We start from the raw sequence: 16,529 nt of genomic DNA, 5'->3' as shown, positions 1-16,529 counted from the left end.
GGGGCGTTCTAAGGTGCCTCACACCAAGAAACAAGCGAGCAGACATGTCCGACCTCATCGATGACCCCGAACCCGGTCAAAACGCCCCAGAATTCAGCGTAACCGAGATTTCGGGCGCCATAAAACGCACGATAGAGGGCGAATTTTCCCGTGTACGTGTGCGGGGCGAAGTGGGGCGGGTGAGTCGACCTCGGTCGGGCATATTTATCTCGACCTAAAAGACGATCGTTCTGTTTTGTCTGGAATTATCTGGAAGGGCGTTTCCGCCAAGCTTGCAACCCAGCCTGAGGAAGGCATGGAGGTTGTTGCGACGGGCAAACTCACCACATTTGGCGGGCAATCCAAGTATCAAATGGTGATCGAAGACATCGCCCCCGCCGGTATGGGCGCGTTGATGGCGATGTTAGAAAAGCGCAAAGCGCTGCTCGCAGCAGAGGGGCTTTTTGATCAGGAGCGCAAGCGCGAGTTGCCCTATTTGCCAGAGGTGATTGGCGTTATCACCTCTCCCTCGGGGGCGGTAATTCGTGATATCTTGCATCGCCTGCGCGACCGTTTCCCGCGCAAAGTTCTGATTTGGCCGGTCGCGGTTCAGGGCGCGAAATGTGCACCGGAAGTTGTGGCCGCGATCGAAGGTTTTAACGCTATGACACGGGGCGGGGCAATTCCCCGTCCTGACCTCATAATTGTCGCACGGGGCGGGGGCTCGATTGAGGACCTCTGGGGCTTCAATGAGGAGGCCGTCGCACGGGCCGCCGCCGCCAGTGAAATACCGTTGATTTCGGCCGTAGGGCATGAAACCGACACAACATTGATCGATTTTGCCTCCGATAAACGCGCGCCGACACCAACGGCGGCGGCGGAACTTGCGGTGCCAGTGCGCATGGAGCTTTTGGCGCATATCGATGCTCAAGGCGGGCGGCTTTTGCGGGCAATCAGCCAAGGGGTTTCCCAGCGGAGACAACGTTTGTCCGATGTATCCCGCGCGCTCCCACGGCCAGAAAGTTTGCTCGAAAACGCAAGCCAGAGATTGGATCGTGCGAGTTTACAATTGGGGCCCAATCTAACCAAAGCTGTTCAATCTAAACGTTTGAAATTGCAGCAGGTATCCGCTCCACTTCAACCTGCTGTTCTGCGCAGCCAGATCAAAAGCGCACAAGATCGACTGGCGCGCTGGAGCCTTGGGCTTGCCCCTAGCCTTGCGCGTGGAACATCGTATAAGCGGCAGGGGTTTGATAAAGTGGCCGTGCGCTTGCGGTCGGAAAATATTGAGCGCGAGATCCTGCGCAAGAAAGATCGATTAGAGGGCGTTTCCAAACGATTTGTCGCGCTTGCTCGTACGCAAACCGATGCGCGGCGTGAGCGTCTCGACGGATATGAGCGGATGCGGCAAAGCCTAGGATATACCGAGACGCTTAAGCGGGGCTATGCCGTCGTGAGGGGCGAGGATGGAACTCTTGTGACCACTGTGACTGCGGCAAAATCCGCAGGGGTTTTGGAGGTTCAATTCCAAGACGGGCGCATGTCTACGGGGGCTGTTTCTTCCACGCCGAAGTCTGAATCGACTCTCCAAAAAGCCAAAAAGAAAACCAATCCGCCGGGCGGGCAAGGGACTTTATTTTAGCACCCTTTAAACGCCGACGTCCGGCCCCTTGCAATACAGCGGGGCGGAACTGCGCGCGGTTTCATAAAGATCATCAGATGTAGGCGCATTTTCATAATGCGCGATCAAACCAATGCTCCCCACTGAAAACGACCAACATTGCGGCACCGTCTGGCCGTCATAAATAAAGCAAATTTGATCATTTTGCGCGAACCAAATACCGTCTTGGCATTGCCCATCATTAAACGACCAGCGCACGTGATTGTCGGGTAAATACTCTTCGGCTCCAAAGACTTGCCCGTTTTTTGAATAGGTCAACGTCTTGCCCGTTACGTAGGACGAGAAGCTTTCTGCCCCAAGGGTTTCTCCACCCAATACATCCGTCGCAAAGGCGTGATGTGGTAAGGAAGCAAGGGCAAAAATGGCAAGGGTACGCAACAACATTCAATTCACCAGTTTGGTATTCGGATGCGCGAACTATGCCAGAAAACACTTAAGGCCTCCAGAAATATTCAATTTGATTACAATCGTAGTTAATCCGCGCCGATGTGAAACAAAGCACAACGTTTCCGAAGTGTTTTGTGTCGCTTTTGTTGTGGTGCGTGTCCAATCGAGCCTTATGATGAGGCAATAATATGGGAGAGCGGCGTGGACCAAAAAACAGGCGTGTGGAAGTCCGCTAAGGGCAAGGGGCGCACGACGCCCAAGGGCCGTCAATTGGACGATGCTGCTTTGAGCGAGGTTCGGACACTTTTGGCAGATATGCCGCGTCGCCGCGATCTGCTGATTGAGTTTCTACATCTTATTCAAGACGCTTATGGCCATCTTTCTGCACCTCATTTGCGGGCGTTGGCCGAAGAAATGCGCGTCTCAATGGCGGAAGTTCAAGAAGTCGCGAGTTTTTACGCGCATTTTGACGTGGTGCGCGAAGGCGAGGCCGTTCCGCCTGCGCTGACAATTCGTGTTTGCGATTCGCTGTCCTGTGAAATGGAGGGCGCGCAGCAATTGATGAGCGCCCTGAAGGCAGGCAGTGATCCCGCCTCTGTGCGGATTTTACGCGCGCCCTGTATGGGCCGTTGTGACATGGCGCCGATCGCCGAGGTCGGGCACAACCACATTGATCATGCGACGCCAGAGAAGGTTTTGGCGGCTGTGGCTGCGCGTGATGTCCACACTAAAATTCCCGAATATGAAGATTATGGCGCCTATGTTTCTGGCGGTGGATATCGCGTTTTGCATGCGTTGCATGAAAATGGTGACCCGGAGGCGACGGCGGAAACCGTTTTTGAATCTGGATTGCGTGGGCTAGGGGGCGCGGGCTTTCCGTCAGGCAAGAAATGGGGGTTTGTCTTCGCGGAAACGGGGACCAAGTATTTGGCTGTGAATGGCGACGAAGGGGAGCCTGGAACGTTTAAGGACCGAGTGCACCTAGAAGCCGAACCGCATCTTTTTCTAGAAGGTATGTTGATCGCCGCATGGAGCATTGGCGCGGAAAAAGCCTTTATTTATCTGCGGGATGAGTATCCTGCGGCGTGCGAAATCCTGAAGCGGGAAATCGCAAAACTTGTCGAGCAGAAGATTGTTCAAGAGGGTTATATTGACCTTCGTCGCGGTGCTGGCGCCTATATCTGTGGTGAAGAAAGCGCGATGATCGAGAGCATTGAGGGCAAGCGCGGATTGCCACGCCATCGTCCGCCATTTGTTGCGCAGGTTGGGGTTTTTAACCGCCCCACATTGGTTCACAACGTGGAAACCCTCGCTTGGGTGGCGCGTATTCTGCGTGAAGGGCCGGAGGTTTTTTCGGGGGTTGAGCATAACGGGCGGGTTGGGCTGCGCAACTACTCCGTTTCGGGGCGGGTCGCTAAACCGGGTGTCTACCTTTTGCCTGCAGGATCGACCGTAACCGATATTATTTATGCGGCGGGCGGCATGAAACAAGGCCACATTTTCCACGCGTATCAACCCGGCGGGCCGTCGTCGGGGTTGCTTCCTGCGCACTTAAACGACGTTCCACTTGATTTTGACACGCTTCAGCCGCACGGAACGTTTATCGGATCCGCCGCAGTTGTTATTCTCTCGGATCAAGATCGTCCGCGGGATGCCGCGCTCAATATGTTGCGGTTTTTTGAGGACGAAAGTTGCGGGCAATGTACGCCATGTCGCGTTGGCTGTGAGAAGGCCGTGAAGTTGATGCAGGCGGATCATTGGGATCAACCATTGCTAGAAGAACTCTGCCAAACGATGGTCGATGCGTCGATCTGTGGTTTGGGCCAAGCCGCGCCAAATCCGATCCGACTTGTGATGAAGCATTTCCCCAACGAAATTTAGCGTTTCACGGACGTAAAAAAGGTGAAGAACGTGTGATTTCGCTGCTCCCCTCTTTCATAGGGCGGGGCAATGGCTTAGGTGAAGAGGATCACCAAGAGGCCGCTCAATGTCGTTTTTTAAAAAGCTCAAGAACCGTCTGGTAAAATCTTCGTCAAAACTTGACGAGGGTTTGGATGCAATCGTCGCCGAAACCGTTGAGGCGCAGCCCGAAGTGGTCGCTTCCCCAGAAGTGCAACCCGCAAGCCCCCAAGAGGTTGCAGCACCAAAAATCGAAGAAGTCGTCGTGAGCGCACCGGCCAAACCAAGTCTTATGGGGCGTATTCTTGGACGCGAAAGCGAAAAGAATATACCGCGCCGTGAACTTGATGACGAGATGCTTGAGCGGTTGGAAGAATTGCTGATATCGGCGGATATGGGGGTCGATACGGCCCTGCGCGTGACCGCGAACATGGCAGAAGGGCGCTTTGGCAAAAAGCTTTCAAGTGCCGAGATAAAATCGCTTTTGGCGGATGAAATTACCTGCATCATGGAACCCGTGGCCAAGCCGCTACCGATTTATACCAAAAAACCACAGGTCGTTTTGGTCGTTGGGGTAAATGGCTCTGGCAAAACCACGACCATTGGAAAATTAGCGAGCCAATTCAAAGCGGCGGGCATGAATGTTGTCATCGCTGCGGGTGACACATTTCGCGCGGCGGCCGTGGAGCAATTGCAGGTTTGGGGCGAGCGTGCAGGGGTGCCAGTCTTGACGGCCCCCGAAGGGAGCGACCCGGCGAGCCTCGCATTTGACGCGATGACCAAAGCAGAGGCCGATGGGGCCGATCTGTTGTTAATTGACACCGCTGGGCGTTTGCAAAACCGTGCGGATCTCATGGAAGAACTGGCGAAAATTGTGCGGGTTATTCAGAAGAAAGACCCAACAGCGCCCCATAATACGCTCCTCGTCCTTGACGCGACGACAGGGCAAAATGCCTTGAACCAAGTGGGGACCTTTCAACAGCTCGCCGATGTCTCGGGACTTGTGATGACAAAACTGGACGGTACTGCAAAAGGCGGTGTTCTGGTTGCTTTGGCCGATAAATTTGGGCTGCCGATTCATGCTATCGGTGTCGGAGAGCAAATCGACGATCTTGCCGCATTTGACCCCGAGGAGTTTGCCCGTGCCCTAACTGGGGCGGATATTTAGGTTGACTGAATGGCTTATTTCCCTTGAGGGAACCGAAATGGGGCATAGGGTTGCCCTTGGTCTGGCCCTTTTGGCTGCCGTTTTACATGCTATTTTCGGTGCGCTTCAAAAGGGTGAGCACGATCCGTGGCTTTCGCGTGGGGCGATTGATTTTAACTACGGCGTGATGGCTGCTCCCTTTGCATTGTTTGTCGTTCCGTGGCCCGAGCCACACATGTGGCCCATTTTTTTCGGCATGTTTGTTATCCATATTGGGTATAAGGCCATGCAGGCGCAAACCTATGTTTTGGGTGCTTATACAGTGGTTTACCCGGTGGTGCGCGGGATGGGGCCGCTGTTTACGGTTCTTGGGGCGGGGCTGGTGTTTGGTGAACATTTCGCGTTCGGTCAGTGGATAGGTGTAGTGGTTTTGTTATGCGGGATTTTTGGGTTGGGGCTCTACAATCTGATGTATCTAGAGACCAATCGCGAGACCCTGAAAGCGGCGCTATTGATGGCGACCGGCACCGGAATGTTTGTCGCGCTTTACACGACCTATGACGCCTATGGAATTCGCGCAACGGCCAACCCATTCACCTTTCTCGCGTGGTTTTTCTTTATTGATAGCCTTGCGATCCCGCCCTATGCTGCGTGGCGTTATTCAAAAATGCAGGTGAAACCGCGTTTAAAGCCTTTGATGAAACGCGGAATATTGGGGGCATTTGTCGCCTTTTTTAGCTTTGGGTCGATCATGATGGCGACGCGGCTTGATAGTGTCGGCGAGGCTGCCGTCTTGCGCGAGACGTCAACAGTATTTGCCGCCCTTATCGGCTGGCTGGTGCTAGGGGAAAAGGTTGGGCCGCGACGGCTCATTCTTATGTCATTGATTGCCGTTGGTGCAGTCATTGTTGAAATGAACGGTTAGGAAGAATGATGACGGAAAAAACGGTAAACCCCTTTGTAAAGCTAGGCTTGGAGCTTGGTCCAGTCGTCCTGTTCTTCGTTTTCTATGGCCGCATTAAGGATGAGTTTTTCACAATTGGCGGCGTGGAATACGCTGGGTTCATAGTTGCGACGGCGCTTTTTATTCCCCTGATTTTGGCTTCGACGGCGATTTTGTGGTGGCTGACAGGCAAGCTGTCAAAAATGCAGCTAATGACAGCCGTTTTGATCGTGGTTTTTGGTGGAATGTCCGTTTATTTCAACGACGAACGCTTTTTCAAAATGAAGCCCACCATGATCTATCTTTTGTTCGGCGGTATTCTTGGGATCGGCCTTTTACAGGGCAAAAGCTACCTTCGTTCGGTCATGGAAGAAGTCCTTCCTATGCAAGATGAAGGCTGGATGATCCTCACGAAACGGCTGACTGCCTTCTTTGCGGCGCTCGCAATTACGAATGAATTTGTCTGGCGCACGATGAGCACGGACGCGTGGGTGAATTTTAAAACCTTCGGCCTCACGGCTGCTGTATTCGTGTTTTTTATGTTTCAAAACAAACTCATGCAGACCTACGCGGTAACGGTCGAAGATCAAGATACATGACGGTCGCCCTAGGCCTACGCCTAGGGTTTTTTCTTGAAGAGAAGGTCGTGGGATTTTTTGTCACTTTGAAGATTTGACCGCTTTTCAGCGGCCAATGCCCGACCTTTGATGACGCCTTTACGCGCGCTGACTTGGTCCAGCCAACGGGCGAAATGTGGTTTGTCTTCTAAGGTTTGTTGCTGGCCTTCCCAAAGGCTGGCCCAGCCCCAAATCGACATATCAGCGATGGAATAGAAGTCGCCAGCAACATATTCGTTCTCTGCAAGACGCCGATCCAAGACGCCATAAAGACGTGCTGTTTCATTGCGATACCGGTCTTTCGCATAGGGCAGATCATTTGGCGGTTCCATTGCGGGCGCGTATTTTAAAAAATGATGCGCTTGCCCTGCCATGGGGCCAAGGCCGCCCATTTGCCACATAAGCCATTCGGTTACAGCGATTTTTTCACGCGGAGTCTCGCCCCCGAACTGTCCGGTTTTCTGCGCAAGATATTGCAGAATTGCCCCACTTTCAAAGATCGAAATGGGCGCACCATCGGGCCCGTCTGGATCGACAATCGCGGGCATCCGGTTATTTGGGGCAATTTTAAGGAAGTCGGGTGCGAATTGATCGCCTGCCCCAATATTAATCAGATGAAGTTTGTAGGGCAGGTCCATCTCTTCGAGAGCGATTGAAATTTTCCAACCATTTGGGGTCGGCCAGTAATATAGGTCTATTGGGGTTGTCATCATTCGCTCCTTATTCTCGAAGCAATGATCATCTTTTGGGGCTAGATAGCAAGGGGGTGCGGGTAATGCGGGTAAAGAGACGAGACCATCGACGGGATTGCGAACGCGCGCAAGCCGCGGATAAATCGGATATTGATAGACTGTCTGGCGCGTGGAGAAACTGGCGATAGAGTGGAAACATTCCAGGCCGAAGGTAGGTTGACCAATGACAGATACGCCGGAGCGGAGGCGCAATCGGAAACCCTTGTCGTCTCAACGCGGCAAGGGTGTTTGCACAGTCAAGTTGAAGGTCCAGCCAATTCGCGCGGGCAGGGGAGAGGCCATGCCCCAAGCTACGAGAAAAGGGGCGATGCGGTGCAATGGCGGTTTCAATCAGCAAATCGTAGAAATCGTTTTCGCGACTGGTAATGTTCAGAACTTCGCAACTTTTGCCCGCTGGAGTCTGCATCGCAATTTGGGCCACGGAACTTAGCTCAGCCCCAGCCATTAAGACAATGCGATTTAGGGCATTTTCCGGGAGTTTCGCAAGCGCAGCCAAGAGAACACGCGCCCCAAGGGAATGTGCCATCACGTTGATTTTACGGTTGGGGGCAAGATGGTGCAGAGTAGTAATCACAGCAGCCAACGTATCTGCCGCAGGGATCGCTTGCTTGTAAGCTTGCCAAATTGTGCCGCGCGCATGCCACCCAAAGGCGATGCATTGCCCCTCTTCCTTTGTCGCTCTGCCAAATCCGAGGTGATGGGGCCAAGAGATACAGGTTCGTTTTTCATGACGCGGTCTTAACGCAAAAATTTGGGCATGCGGATCATGCTTCTCTTCATATGGCGAATATCGAAAACCATGCAGCATAATCGTTATGGGGCCCGTTGATGGGCCTTTGAGCATATTCTCGACAGATTTGCACGCCGTTGCGCACACTGGGTCAGCCGCTCCAAACGGAGCGTTTATTCGCAAAACGGGCATAGCGTCCTCGCGTCGTGGTCTATCATTGGGATAAATCCACCGTATAACAGGAGCATGAATTTCTCGTTACGACTGCGTGACGGGCTTGACGAAAGCGCCGCAGACCCCTATTTAGGCGTCCTGTGGCGATTTGTTCTCCTGATTGCGGGCCACGTTAAATATGCCGCTAAAGAGGTCTGGGACGTACCCCCTCGCTTCTTTTTGCGCAGGGGGTTTTTTTGTGTTTTCACGTAAGTGGAGACAGGCACAAAGGGTTGAGACAATGACTAAAGACTGGAACGCGCGCACGAAAATGGTTCATGCTGGAAGCCGCCGCAGCCAATACGGTGAAGTTTCCGAGTCGATTTTTATGACCCAAGGCTTCGTTTACGATTCCGCCGAGGCCGCCGAGGCCCGCTTTGTAGAAGTTGGTGACGACGAGTTTATTTATGCTCGCTACGGCAATCCGACCGTTCGGATGTTTGAAGATCGTATCTCCGCCATCGAGGGTGCAGAAGACGCATTTGCAACGGCAAGTGGTATGGCGGCCGTAAACGGCGCATTGATGTCTATTCTCAAATCTGGCGATCACGTGGTGAGTTCGCGGGCGCTTTTTGGCTCCTGTCTCTATATTCTCGAGGAAGTTTTGCGCCGTTTCGGGGTGGAAGTGACCTTCGTTGATGGTGCGGATTTAGCGCAATGGCGTGCCGCTGTGCGGAAAGACACTACCGTCGTGTTCCTTGAATCCGTGAGCAATCCGACGCTAGAAGTCGTAGATCTTAAATCTGTTGCCGAGATTGCCCATGCTGTTGGGGCGACCGTCATCGTGGATAATGTTTTTGCGACGCCTGTGTTCTCTCGCGCCATTGAATTCGGCGCGGATGTCGTCGTGTATTCTGCGACTAAGCATATTGACGGTCAGGGCCGATGCCTTGGCGGTGTCGTGCTTGGGAAAAAAGATTACGTCCGTGGGCCGCTAGAAACCTACTTAAAACACACCGGCGGCTCAATGAGTCCCTTTAACGCTTGGGTCATGCTCAAAGGGTTGGAGACTTTGGATTTGCGGGTCCGCGCACAGGCTCATTCCGCAGAGGTAATCGCCAAGGCCTTAGAAGGGCACGAAAAACTGGAGCGTGTATTGTTCCCGTTTTTAGACAGCCATCCCCATCAAGCGATTGCCAAAGCGCAGTTTGAGAAGTGCGGCACAGTCCTTTCTATTGATCTGAAGGGTGGAAAAGATGCCGCGTTCAAATTCCTGAACGCGTTGGAAATCTGCATTATTTCTAATAACCTAGGTGACGCGAAAAGCATTGTGACGCATCCGGCGACCACAACCCACCAACGTCTTCCGGACGATCAAAAGGTGCTTTTGGGAATTTCCCCAGGTTTGGTGCGTGTCAGTATCGGCATTGAAGATACCAATGACTTGCTGTCCGATATTTTGAACGCACTGGATGCCGTTTAGGCCGCAATTTTTGTCGGCATAGGGTTGGAACTCTTGGGTAAAGCCGCGTAACGTTGCTTTACCTGAAGGGGGGGGAAGGAATGAATACGGACATGCAAAAAACGCTTTTATCGCGCGATCAAGCGAAGGCTGCGCTCGAGACCTTAAGGGAATGGGCCGCACATGTATCGCCAGTAGAAGTGGCCGAATTGGACCCCGCGATTGGACGGCTTCTTCCAGAGAGGGCGTTGGAGAATTACCCAGCGCTTGCAAGAGCTTATCCAGAGGAGTTTACAACGGATGACGCGTATCGTGCGACGCTCCCTGATCTACAGAACGGCCCTGAAAGCCTCATTCGCGGCTCTCGGCGCCCCATTCAACACGTGGGAATTTCGAATTTTCGTCTCCCCATCCGCTTTCAGGCACGCGCAGGCGGCGATCTGGCTCTAGAGACCTCCGTGACAGGCACGGTCAGCCTAGAGGCTGGTAAAAAAGGCATCAACATGTCGCGCATCATGCGCACGTTTTACAAATACGCGGAAAGTGTCTTCAGTTTTGACGTTATTGAAGCCGCTCTCGCGGATTACAAAACCGATCTTGAGAGTTTTGACGCGCGCATTCAAATGGCGTTTTCTTTTCCTGTAAAGAATAAGAGTTTGCGGTCAGGACTGGCAGGTTATCAGTATTACAATATAGCATTAGAGTTGGTCGAGACCGCCGGTAAAGTTGTGAAAATCATACATTTGGACTATGTTTACTCGTCCACTTGCCCCTGTTCACTTGAACTTTCCGAACATGCGCGCCAAACACGCCATCAATTAGCTACCCCACATTCACAGCGGTCCGTCGCCCGTATTTCGGTTTTGCTAAACTCGGAAAAACCACGTCTTTGGTTTGAGGATTTGATTGATTTGTGCCGTGCAGCAGTGCCGACGGAAACACAAGTGATGGTGAAGCGTGAGGATGAGCAGGCCTTTGCTGAACTCAACGCGGCCAACCCGATTTTTGTCGAAGATGCCGCGCGTCTGTTTAGTGAGCAACTTCAGAACGATGAACGCATTTTGGATTATCGAATCGTGGCAAGCCACCAAGAGAGTCTTCACAGCCATGATGCTGTGAGTGTTCTGACAGAAGGGCAAACTTTTGCGGCCCAAAGCTTCGATCCGAAACTGTTTTCGACGTTATTCCACGTTGGCTGATGACGCTGGCCCAGAAATAAAAAAGGGCGCAGCCAAAGTTTTGGATGCGCCCTAAGCTGTTGAATTTTAGTCTTTAGTTCCAGCACCGTACTAAGACGGTCATGTCAGACGCGCGTGCCGTTAGGTCCACTGGGTGGAGCGCTCCGCCTTCTGAGGACGTCGTCGAGGCGATGCCGTTGTCAGCCAAAACCTTGAGGATCGCATTCGCTGAGGTCGAGAAACTTACGTTTTCCGGCAAAGCGCGGCCGTCCTTAACTTCGGTTGAGCGCAACATGCCGATGACCGTTCCGCCGGCATTCACCACAGGGCCCCCTGCGTCGCCCAAGAGGGACACAAGGTCTAGACGCTGGGTGTTCACCTCTCCGTCAAGGCCACGAACGTCTGCTAAGGCGCCGAACGTCATTGTCGGAGCCCCCAGAGCGCCCTCGTAAGAATAACCAGATACGGCGACTTCCGATTTCAAACGGGGGGAGGCATTGGCGAAAGTCGCGAAGCCAAGCGGTGCCAGTTTTTTCTCAGGTTTCAAAATAGAAATGCCGAGAGCCGGGTCAGTCAAGATAACGTCAGCAAGTGTTAGGTCATCCAATGTCAGTTTCGCGCACGTTCCCGCAAACTCGCTCGTGGTCAAGACTGTGCCTGTTGCGTCCAGATAGAAACCAGAACGGGACAGGATCGGTTGGCGGATTTGGAGGCCAGACAGGAGGTCAATCTTCTGCTCGTTTTGATCGGTGCCAGCGAAGTCATCAAGCGCCGTGTCGCCCAACGAAAGGAGGCTTGTCATCATCACACCGATGATGCGGTTCATATTTGCCTTGTCGCCAGCAGGCCAAACGAGGGTGAAGCCCTTAATTGTACCGTTTTCCAAGGCAGCATAGGTATAGGAGTTGATTTTTGCATTGTTGCCTCGCAAAATAAAGCTCGCATCCTTGCGCTCCCGCTCTCCTGTTAAAGGAACAATTTCAAGAGTTTGCATGATTTCATACAGGCCAAACAACGTCGCTTGATCGCCTTTTTGTGAGATCAGAGAAACGGAAACGCCACTGTCGCCTTTTGGCACGAAGTGAACGAAAGGCGCGGTGTAGCCGTCAAATTCGACCAAACCCATTGGCAGATCTATAGAAATTCCCGCTTTGGGGTCGCTATAGTTTTCCATCCCTGCATTTGTGAACACTTCGTTGAATTTCGCGCGTAATTCGCCGCGTTGGTATGTCGTCAGGATACCCGTCGTGTCATAGCCCATCGCCGCTTGATATTCGGCCATCGCACGCCGCGTTCCGGCACCAAAGGAGCCGTCAATGGCACTGGTGTAAAAGCCTTCCCATTGCATGGCTTCCTGAAGTTCCATTTTTTCTTCACGTGACAGGGCGTTTTCATTTGCGCGCGCCTGACCCGGGGTTTCGTCTGGAAGGGTGATGATTTGGCCTACGGGCTCGGTCGGAGTTAGTTCGGTGCTTGTGGTGGGTTCAACGGTTGTCGTGGGTTGAGTAAGGGTGGTGCCTCCAAGGGGCCAAAACTGTTGTTGATAGCTGCGGCTGTCTGCCAAATAACTGTCCCTCGGGATCAAATTTTCCTGCTGCAATCTTTCAAGTTCCTGCGCCGCAGCCGCTGCCGAAAACGGGCCGATCGAAATTACATACCAGCCAGAGCTGACCCGAAACCCGCCCACATTCGGAAAGGCACCTGAAAAGGCGCGCACACGTGTCTGTGCCTCGTTCAGGGTCGGATGGGCTTCAATCTGAATCCATGTATTTTCTTGGGCCTGTGCCTGATTTGGGACCGCGAGAAAAACGAGAAGGGTCGAAATAAGAAATATTGAAATGGCTGTAACCAGTGGCCGGGCATGAGTCATGGCGGTCGGGTTTCCCTTTGTTGGATATCTGTTGCGCTATTTGTCTTGTTTTGCGCATTGCGAGCCAATAATGCAAGAGCAAGCAATTGACCCTTCGCGAAGGGTTGCGTATTTGGAACGGGAATTTTCATAAGGATCCGCCATGTCCGCCGCTTCAAACTCGAAAACCAAACCTAGAAGCTTTCAGGAGATCATCCTGCGTTTGCAAAACTATTGGGCGGAGCAGGGCTGTGCCGTTTTGCAACCCTATGACATGGAAGTCGGCGCGGGAACGTTCCACCCCGCCACGACGTTGCGCTCGCTTGGCAGCAAGCCATGGGCCGCGGCCTATGTTCAGCCGTCGCGCCGCCCGACTGATGGGCGCTATGGGGAAAACCCAAACCGCTTGCAACATTACTATCAGTATCAAGTCGTGATTAAACCAAGCCCCCCGAGCTTCAGGAACTCTATCTTGGGTCCCTCGCCGCCATCGGGGTGGATATGGAAATCCATGACATTCGTTTTGTTGAGGACGATTGGGAAAGCCCAACCCTTGGCGCATGGGGCCTTGGATGGGAAGTTTGGTGTGACGGTATGGAAGTCAGTCAGTTTACCTATTTTCAGCAAGTAGGTGGCCATGATTGCCACCCAGTGTCGGGCGAGTTGACCTATGGTCTTGAACGCTTGGCGATGTATATTCTTGGCGTCGATCACGTGATGGACATGCCGTATAATGATCCGGCGTCGCCCACAGCCTTGAGTTATGGCGATGTGTTCCGTCAAACCGAGCAAGAGTACAGCCGCTGGAATTTTGACATTGCCAACACAGATGTGCTTTTGCAGCATTTCTTGGATGCGGAAGCCGAGTGCAAAACGATTTTGGATCAGCCCTATGTTGATCCCAAAACGGGCAAGCGCATTGTCATGGTGCATCCGGCCTATGATCAAGCGATTAAGGCCAGCCACTTGTTCAACCTTCTCGATGCGCGCGGCGTGATTTCGGTAACCGAACGCCAGGCCTATATCGGACGCGTGCGGACCTTGTCCAAAGCTTGTGCCGACGCCTTTGTGCAAACCGAGGCCGGTGGCTGGGTTGCACAAGAGCAGGCGCAATTATGATCGGGAAACTCATTGCAGGTGCAATCGTGATTACAGCATTGATCGCCGGCGGTGCGATGTATTATTTGCAGGAATATGGCTTTTACGAAACCGTTGAGGCTTCGTCCGAGAATGCCAATATCCAGATAACCAACCTCGTCACCCAAGCTCCCGAACCTATGCTTATTGCCGGGTTCGAGGGTATAGACGCCGACAGTTCCCCGATCCGATATCGCGCGTGTTTTACAACGCCCATGTCGAATGCCATGATGACAGAAACATTCCAAACCTATCCCGCAGCCGAACCGCTGGTAGCTCCCAAACAGTTTTCCTGCTTTGACGCCCGCAAACTTGGGGCCGACATCGAAACGGGCGCCGCGACCGCCTATTTGGGCCAAGCAAATATCATTTATGGGATTGATCGTGTGATCGCCGTCTACGACGATGGGCGCGCCTATGCCTGGCACCAAATCAACACCTGTGGCGAGCATGCTTTCAACGGCGATCCTGTCCCTGCATCCTGTCCTCCAGTCCCTTCTGAGAAAGAATAAATCATGGCCGACCTACTGATCGAAATCTTCTCCGAAGAAATTCCCGCACGCATGCAAACCCGCGCTGCGGCGGATTTGAAAAAGCTTGTAACGGACGGGCTGGTTGACGCGGGCCTGACCTACGCGTCAGCGGGGGCCTTCTCAACGCCACGACGGCTCGCGCTATCCGTCGAAGGCCTCCTCGCCGAGAGCCCCGACACCATTGAAGAGCGCAAAGGCCCGAAAGTCGGTGCGCCGGAAAAAGCAATCGAAGGCTTCCTGCGCGGCGCAGGGCTCACGATGGACGATCTGCAAATTCGCGATGACAAAAAAGGCCAAGTCTATTTCGCGGTGACCAAAAAGGCGGGGCGGCCTGCGGCTGAGATTGTCGCGGAAACGCTCGAAGCGGCAATCCGCAATTTTCCGTGGCCAAAATCCATGCGCTGGGGAACAGGGAGCCTAAAATGGGTGCGTCCGTTGCACTCTATACTCTGTATTTTGAGTGACGAAACTGGCACCACAGTCGTATCATTGGATGTCGACGGCATCAAAGCGTCAGACGTTACATTCGGCCATCGTTTTATGGCGCCAAAATCGCTCAAAATTGCCCATTTCGACGATTACCAACGCAAGCTGAAATCGGCATACGTCGTGCTCTCATCTGAAGAACGCGCAGACCACATATGGAACGATGCTACCAACGCGGCCTTTGCTCAGGGATTTGAAATCGTTGAAGACAAAGGATTGTTGGCAGAGGTCGCAGGGCTAGTGGAATGGCCTGTTGTCCTGATGGGCGATATTGCCGAAGACTTCCTCGGGTTGCCCGTTGAAGTCCTGCAAACCTCGATGAAAGAGCACCAAAAGTTCTTCTCTGTGCGCAATCCAAAAACAAACCGTATCGAGAAATTTGTCACCGTGGCAAATCGAGAAACCACGGATAACGGCAAAACAATCCTCGCGGGGAACCAAAAGGTTCTGTTCGCGCGGCTCTCGGATGCCAAATTCTTCTGGGAAAATGATCTGAGGATTGCCAAATCTGACATGGCGTCGTGGACGAAGTCGCTCGCGAATGTCACCTTCCATAATAAGCTTGGAACGCAGGCCGACCGGATCGACCGGATTGAAGCACTCGCGCGGGATTTAGCGCCAGTCGTTGGTGCTGATGTCGAAATGACAGCCCTTGCAGCACAGGTTACCAAAGCCGATCTTTCGAGTGAAATGGTCTATGAATTTCCGGAACTTCAAGGGCTTATGGGACGTTATTATGCCGAGGAAGCCGGACATCCGCAGCCCGTCGCGAATGCCTGTGAAGCGCATTACTCGCCCCTTGGTCCCAGTGACGATGTCCCAAGCGAGCCTGTCTCTGTGGCAATAGCCCTCGCCGATAAGTTGGACACTTTAACTGGGTTTTGGGCGGTAGATGAGAAACCAACGGGGTCAAAAGATCCGTTTGCCCTGCGCCGCGCCGCACTTGGTGTGATCCGTTTGGTCTTGGAAAACAACGTGCGTTTGCCGTTGGAACGCTTTGCGGACGCGCAATTTATACGTCACGAACTTGCGCTTAATTCAGGTGAGGCCGCCCCGACAGAAAACCTACTGGCTTTTTTCCATGACCGTTTGAAAACATACCTGAAGGACCAAGGTATTCGCTTTGATGTGATCGACGCCTGTCTTGCGATGCCTGCGAATGATGATCTGACACTTCTTGTGAAGCGCGCGGATGCCTTGGCTGCGTTTTTGAAAACGGATGACGGTGAAAACCTTCTTCAAGGGTTTAAGCGAGCCAACAATATTCTCTCGCAAGCCGAAGAAAAAGATGGTGTGGAGTACTCCTATGGGGCGGATGTGAAATATGCCCAAGCGGACGAAGAGAAAGCGTTATTTGTAGCACTAGACACTGGCGAGGCTGCGATCTCTCCGGCCATCGAGGCCGAAGATTTCGCGGGCGCAATGAGCGCCATGGCCGCGCTCCGAGCGCCGATTGATGCATTCTTCGACTCGGTTCAGATTAATACCGACAGTCAGATCACACGGCGCAATCGTTTGAATTTACTAAATCGTATTCGCACGCTGTGTCTTACGGTTGCGGATTTGGGTAAAATCGAAGGTTGAAGATCGCAAGAA

General features: G+C 53.0%; 12 protein-coding genes, 2 pseudogenes and 1 riboswitch. Of the genes and pseudogenes, 10 read left to right on the top strand and 4 right to left on the bottom strand.

Annotation, left to right across the window (positions count from 1 at the left end; translation table 11 throughout):
* The first annotated feature begins 44 nt into the window (after positions 1-44).
* A pseudogene (gene xseA / locus RC74_RS00295) lies at positions 45-1,621 on the top strand (exodeoxyribonuclease VII large subunit).
* A gap of 6 nt (positions 1,622-1,627) precedes the next feature.
* Here xseA and RC74_RS00290 read toward each other — a convergent pair.
* Positions 1,628-2,044, bottom strand: coding sequence for a hypothetical protein (locus RC74_RS00290; RefSeq protein WP_039002588.1), 417 nt, complete (start codon positions 2,042-2,044; stop codon positions 1,628-1,630).
* 204 nt (positions 2,045-2,248) lie between these two features.
* Here RC74_RS00290 and RC74_RS00285 point away from each other — a divergent pair, with 204 nt between their 5' ends.
* From RC74_RS00285 to RC74_RS00270, 4 genes are all read left to right on the top strand, one after another.
* Positions 2,249-3,928 carry an NAD(P)H-dependent oxidoreductase subunit E gene (locus RC74_RS00285; protein ID WP_236940000.1) on the top strand — a complete coding sequence of 560 codons (1,680 nt, stop codon included), beginning with the start codon at positions 2,249-2,251 and terminating at the stop codon, positions 3,926-3,928.
* A gap of 106 nt (positions 3,929-4,034) precedes the next feature.
* Positions 4,035-5,114 carry a signal recognition particle-docking protein FtsY gene (gene ftsY, locus RC74_RS00280; RefSeq protein WP_039002587.1) on the top strand — a complete coding sequence of 360 codons (1,080 nt, stop codon included), beginning with the start codon at positions 4,035-4,037 and terminating at the stop codon, positions 5,112-5,114.
* Between the two features lies 1 nt (position 5,115).
* Positions 5,116-6,018, top strand: a complete 903-nt coding sequence (locus RC74_RS00275) for an EamA family transporter (protein ID WP_039002585.1) — start codon at positions 5,116-5,118, stop codon at positions 6,016-6,018.
* Between the two features lie 8 nt (positions 6,019-6,026).
* Positions 6,027-6,635: an inner membrane-spanning protein YciB gene (locus RC74_RS00270; protein WP_039002584.1), complete on the top strand. Its 609-nt coding sequence runs from the start codon at positions 6,027-6,029 to the stop codon at positions 6,633-6,635.
* Between the two features lie 20 nt (positions 6,636-6,655).
* On the opposite strand, the gene RC74_RS00265 is transcribed toward RC74_RS00270, so the two are convergent.
* The gene (locus RC74_RS00265) at positions 6,656-7,363 is read right to left on the bottom strand and encodes a glutathione S-transferase N-terminal domain-containing protein (protein ID WP_039002583.1); all 708 of its coding nucleotides are present in this window, start codon (positions 7,361-7,363) and stop codon (positions 6,656-6,658) included.
* Positions 7,364-7,391: 28 nt separating this feature from the next.
* Positions 7,392-8,327: an alpha/beta fold hydrolase gene (locus tag RC74_RS00260; protein WP_052274867.1), complete on the bottom strand. Its 936-nt coding sequence runs from the start codon at positions 8,325-8,327 to the stop codon at positions 7,392-7,394.
* Between the two features lie 112 nt (positions 8,328-8,439).
* Positions 8,440-8,518, top strand: a riboswitch (SAM riboswitch).
* Positions 8,519-8,589: 71 nt separating this feature from the next.
* Here RC74_RS00260 and metZ point away from each other — a divergent pair.
* On the top strand, positions 8,590-9,771 hold the full coding sequence (metZ, locus tag RC74_RS00255; protein ID WP_039002581.1) for an O-succinylhomoserine sulfhydrylase: 1,182 nt from the start codon (positions 8,590-8,592) through the stop codon (positions 9,769-9,771).
* A gap of 80 nt (positions 9,772-9,851) precedes the next feature.
* Complete coding sequence (folE2, locus tag RC74_RS00250) at positions 9,852-10,949, top strand: GTP cyclohydrolase FolE2 (protein ID WP_052274866.1); 1,098 nt, start codon at positions 9,852-9,854, stop codon at positions 10,947-10,949.
* 73 nt (positions 10,950-11,022) lie between these two features.
* Here folE2 and RC74_RS00245 read toward each other — a convergent pair whose 3' ends face one another.
* The gene (locus RC74_RS00245) at positions 11,023-12,798 is read right to left on the bottom strand and encodes a trypsin-like peptidase domain-containing protein (RefSeq protein WP_039002579.1); all 1,776 of its coding nucleotides are present in this window, start codon (positions 12,796-12,798) and stop codon (positions 11,023-11,025) included.
* A gap of 142 nt (positions 12,799-12,940) precedes the next feature.
* Between RC74_RS00245 and RC74_RS00240 the strand changes: the two are divergent.
* From RC74_RS00240 to glyS, 3 genes and pseudogenes are all read left to right on the top strand, one after another.
* Positions 12,941-13,896: pseudogene (locus RC74_RS00240) on the top strand (glycine--tRNA ligase subunit alpha).
* Positions 13,893-14,426: a DUF6446 family protein gene (locus RC74_RS00235; RefSeq protein ID WP_179946751.1), complete on the top strand. Its 534-nt coding sequence runs from the start codon at positions 13,893-13,895 to the stop codon at positions 14,424-14,426. Before RC74_RS00240 ends, RC74_RS00235 begins: the two are co-directional and overlap by 4 nt.
* Positions 14,427-14,429: 3 nt before the next feature.
* Positions 14,430-16,517, top strand: coding sequence for a glycine--tRNA ligase subunit beta (gene glyS, locus RC74_RS00230; RefSeq protein WP_039002577.1), 2,088 nt, complete (start codon positions 14,430-14,432; stop codon positions 16,515-16,517).
* The last annotated feature ends 12 nt before the right edge of the window (positions 16,518-16,529 follow it).

This window comes from Falsihalocynthiibacter arcticus (assembly GCF_000812665.2).
Classification (GTDB): Bacteria; Pseudomonadota; Alphaproteobacteria; order Rhodobacterales; family Rhodobacteraceae; genus Falsihalocynthiibacter; species Falsihalocynthiibacter arcticus.
Note: the sequence above shows the minus strand (reverse complement) of the source record. Positions and strands in the feature narration are given on the sequence as shown.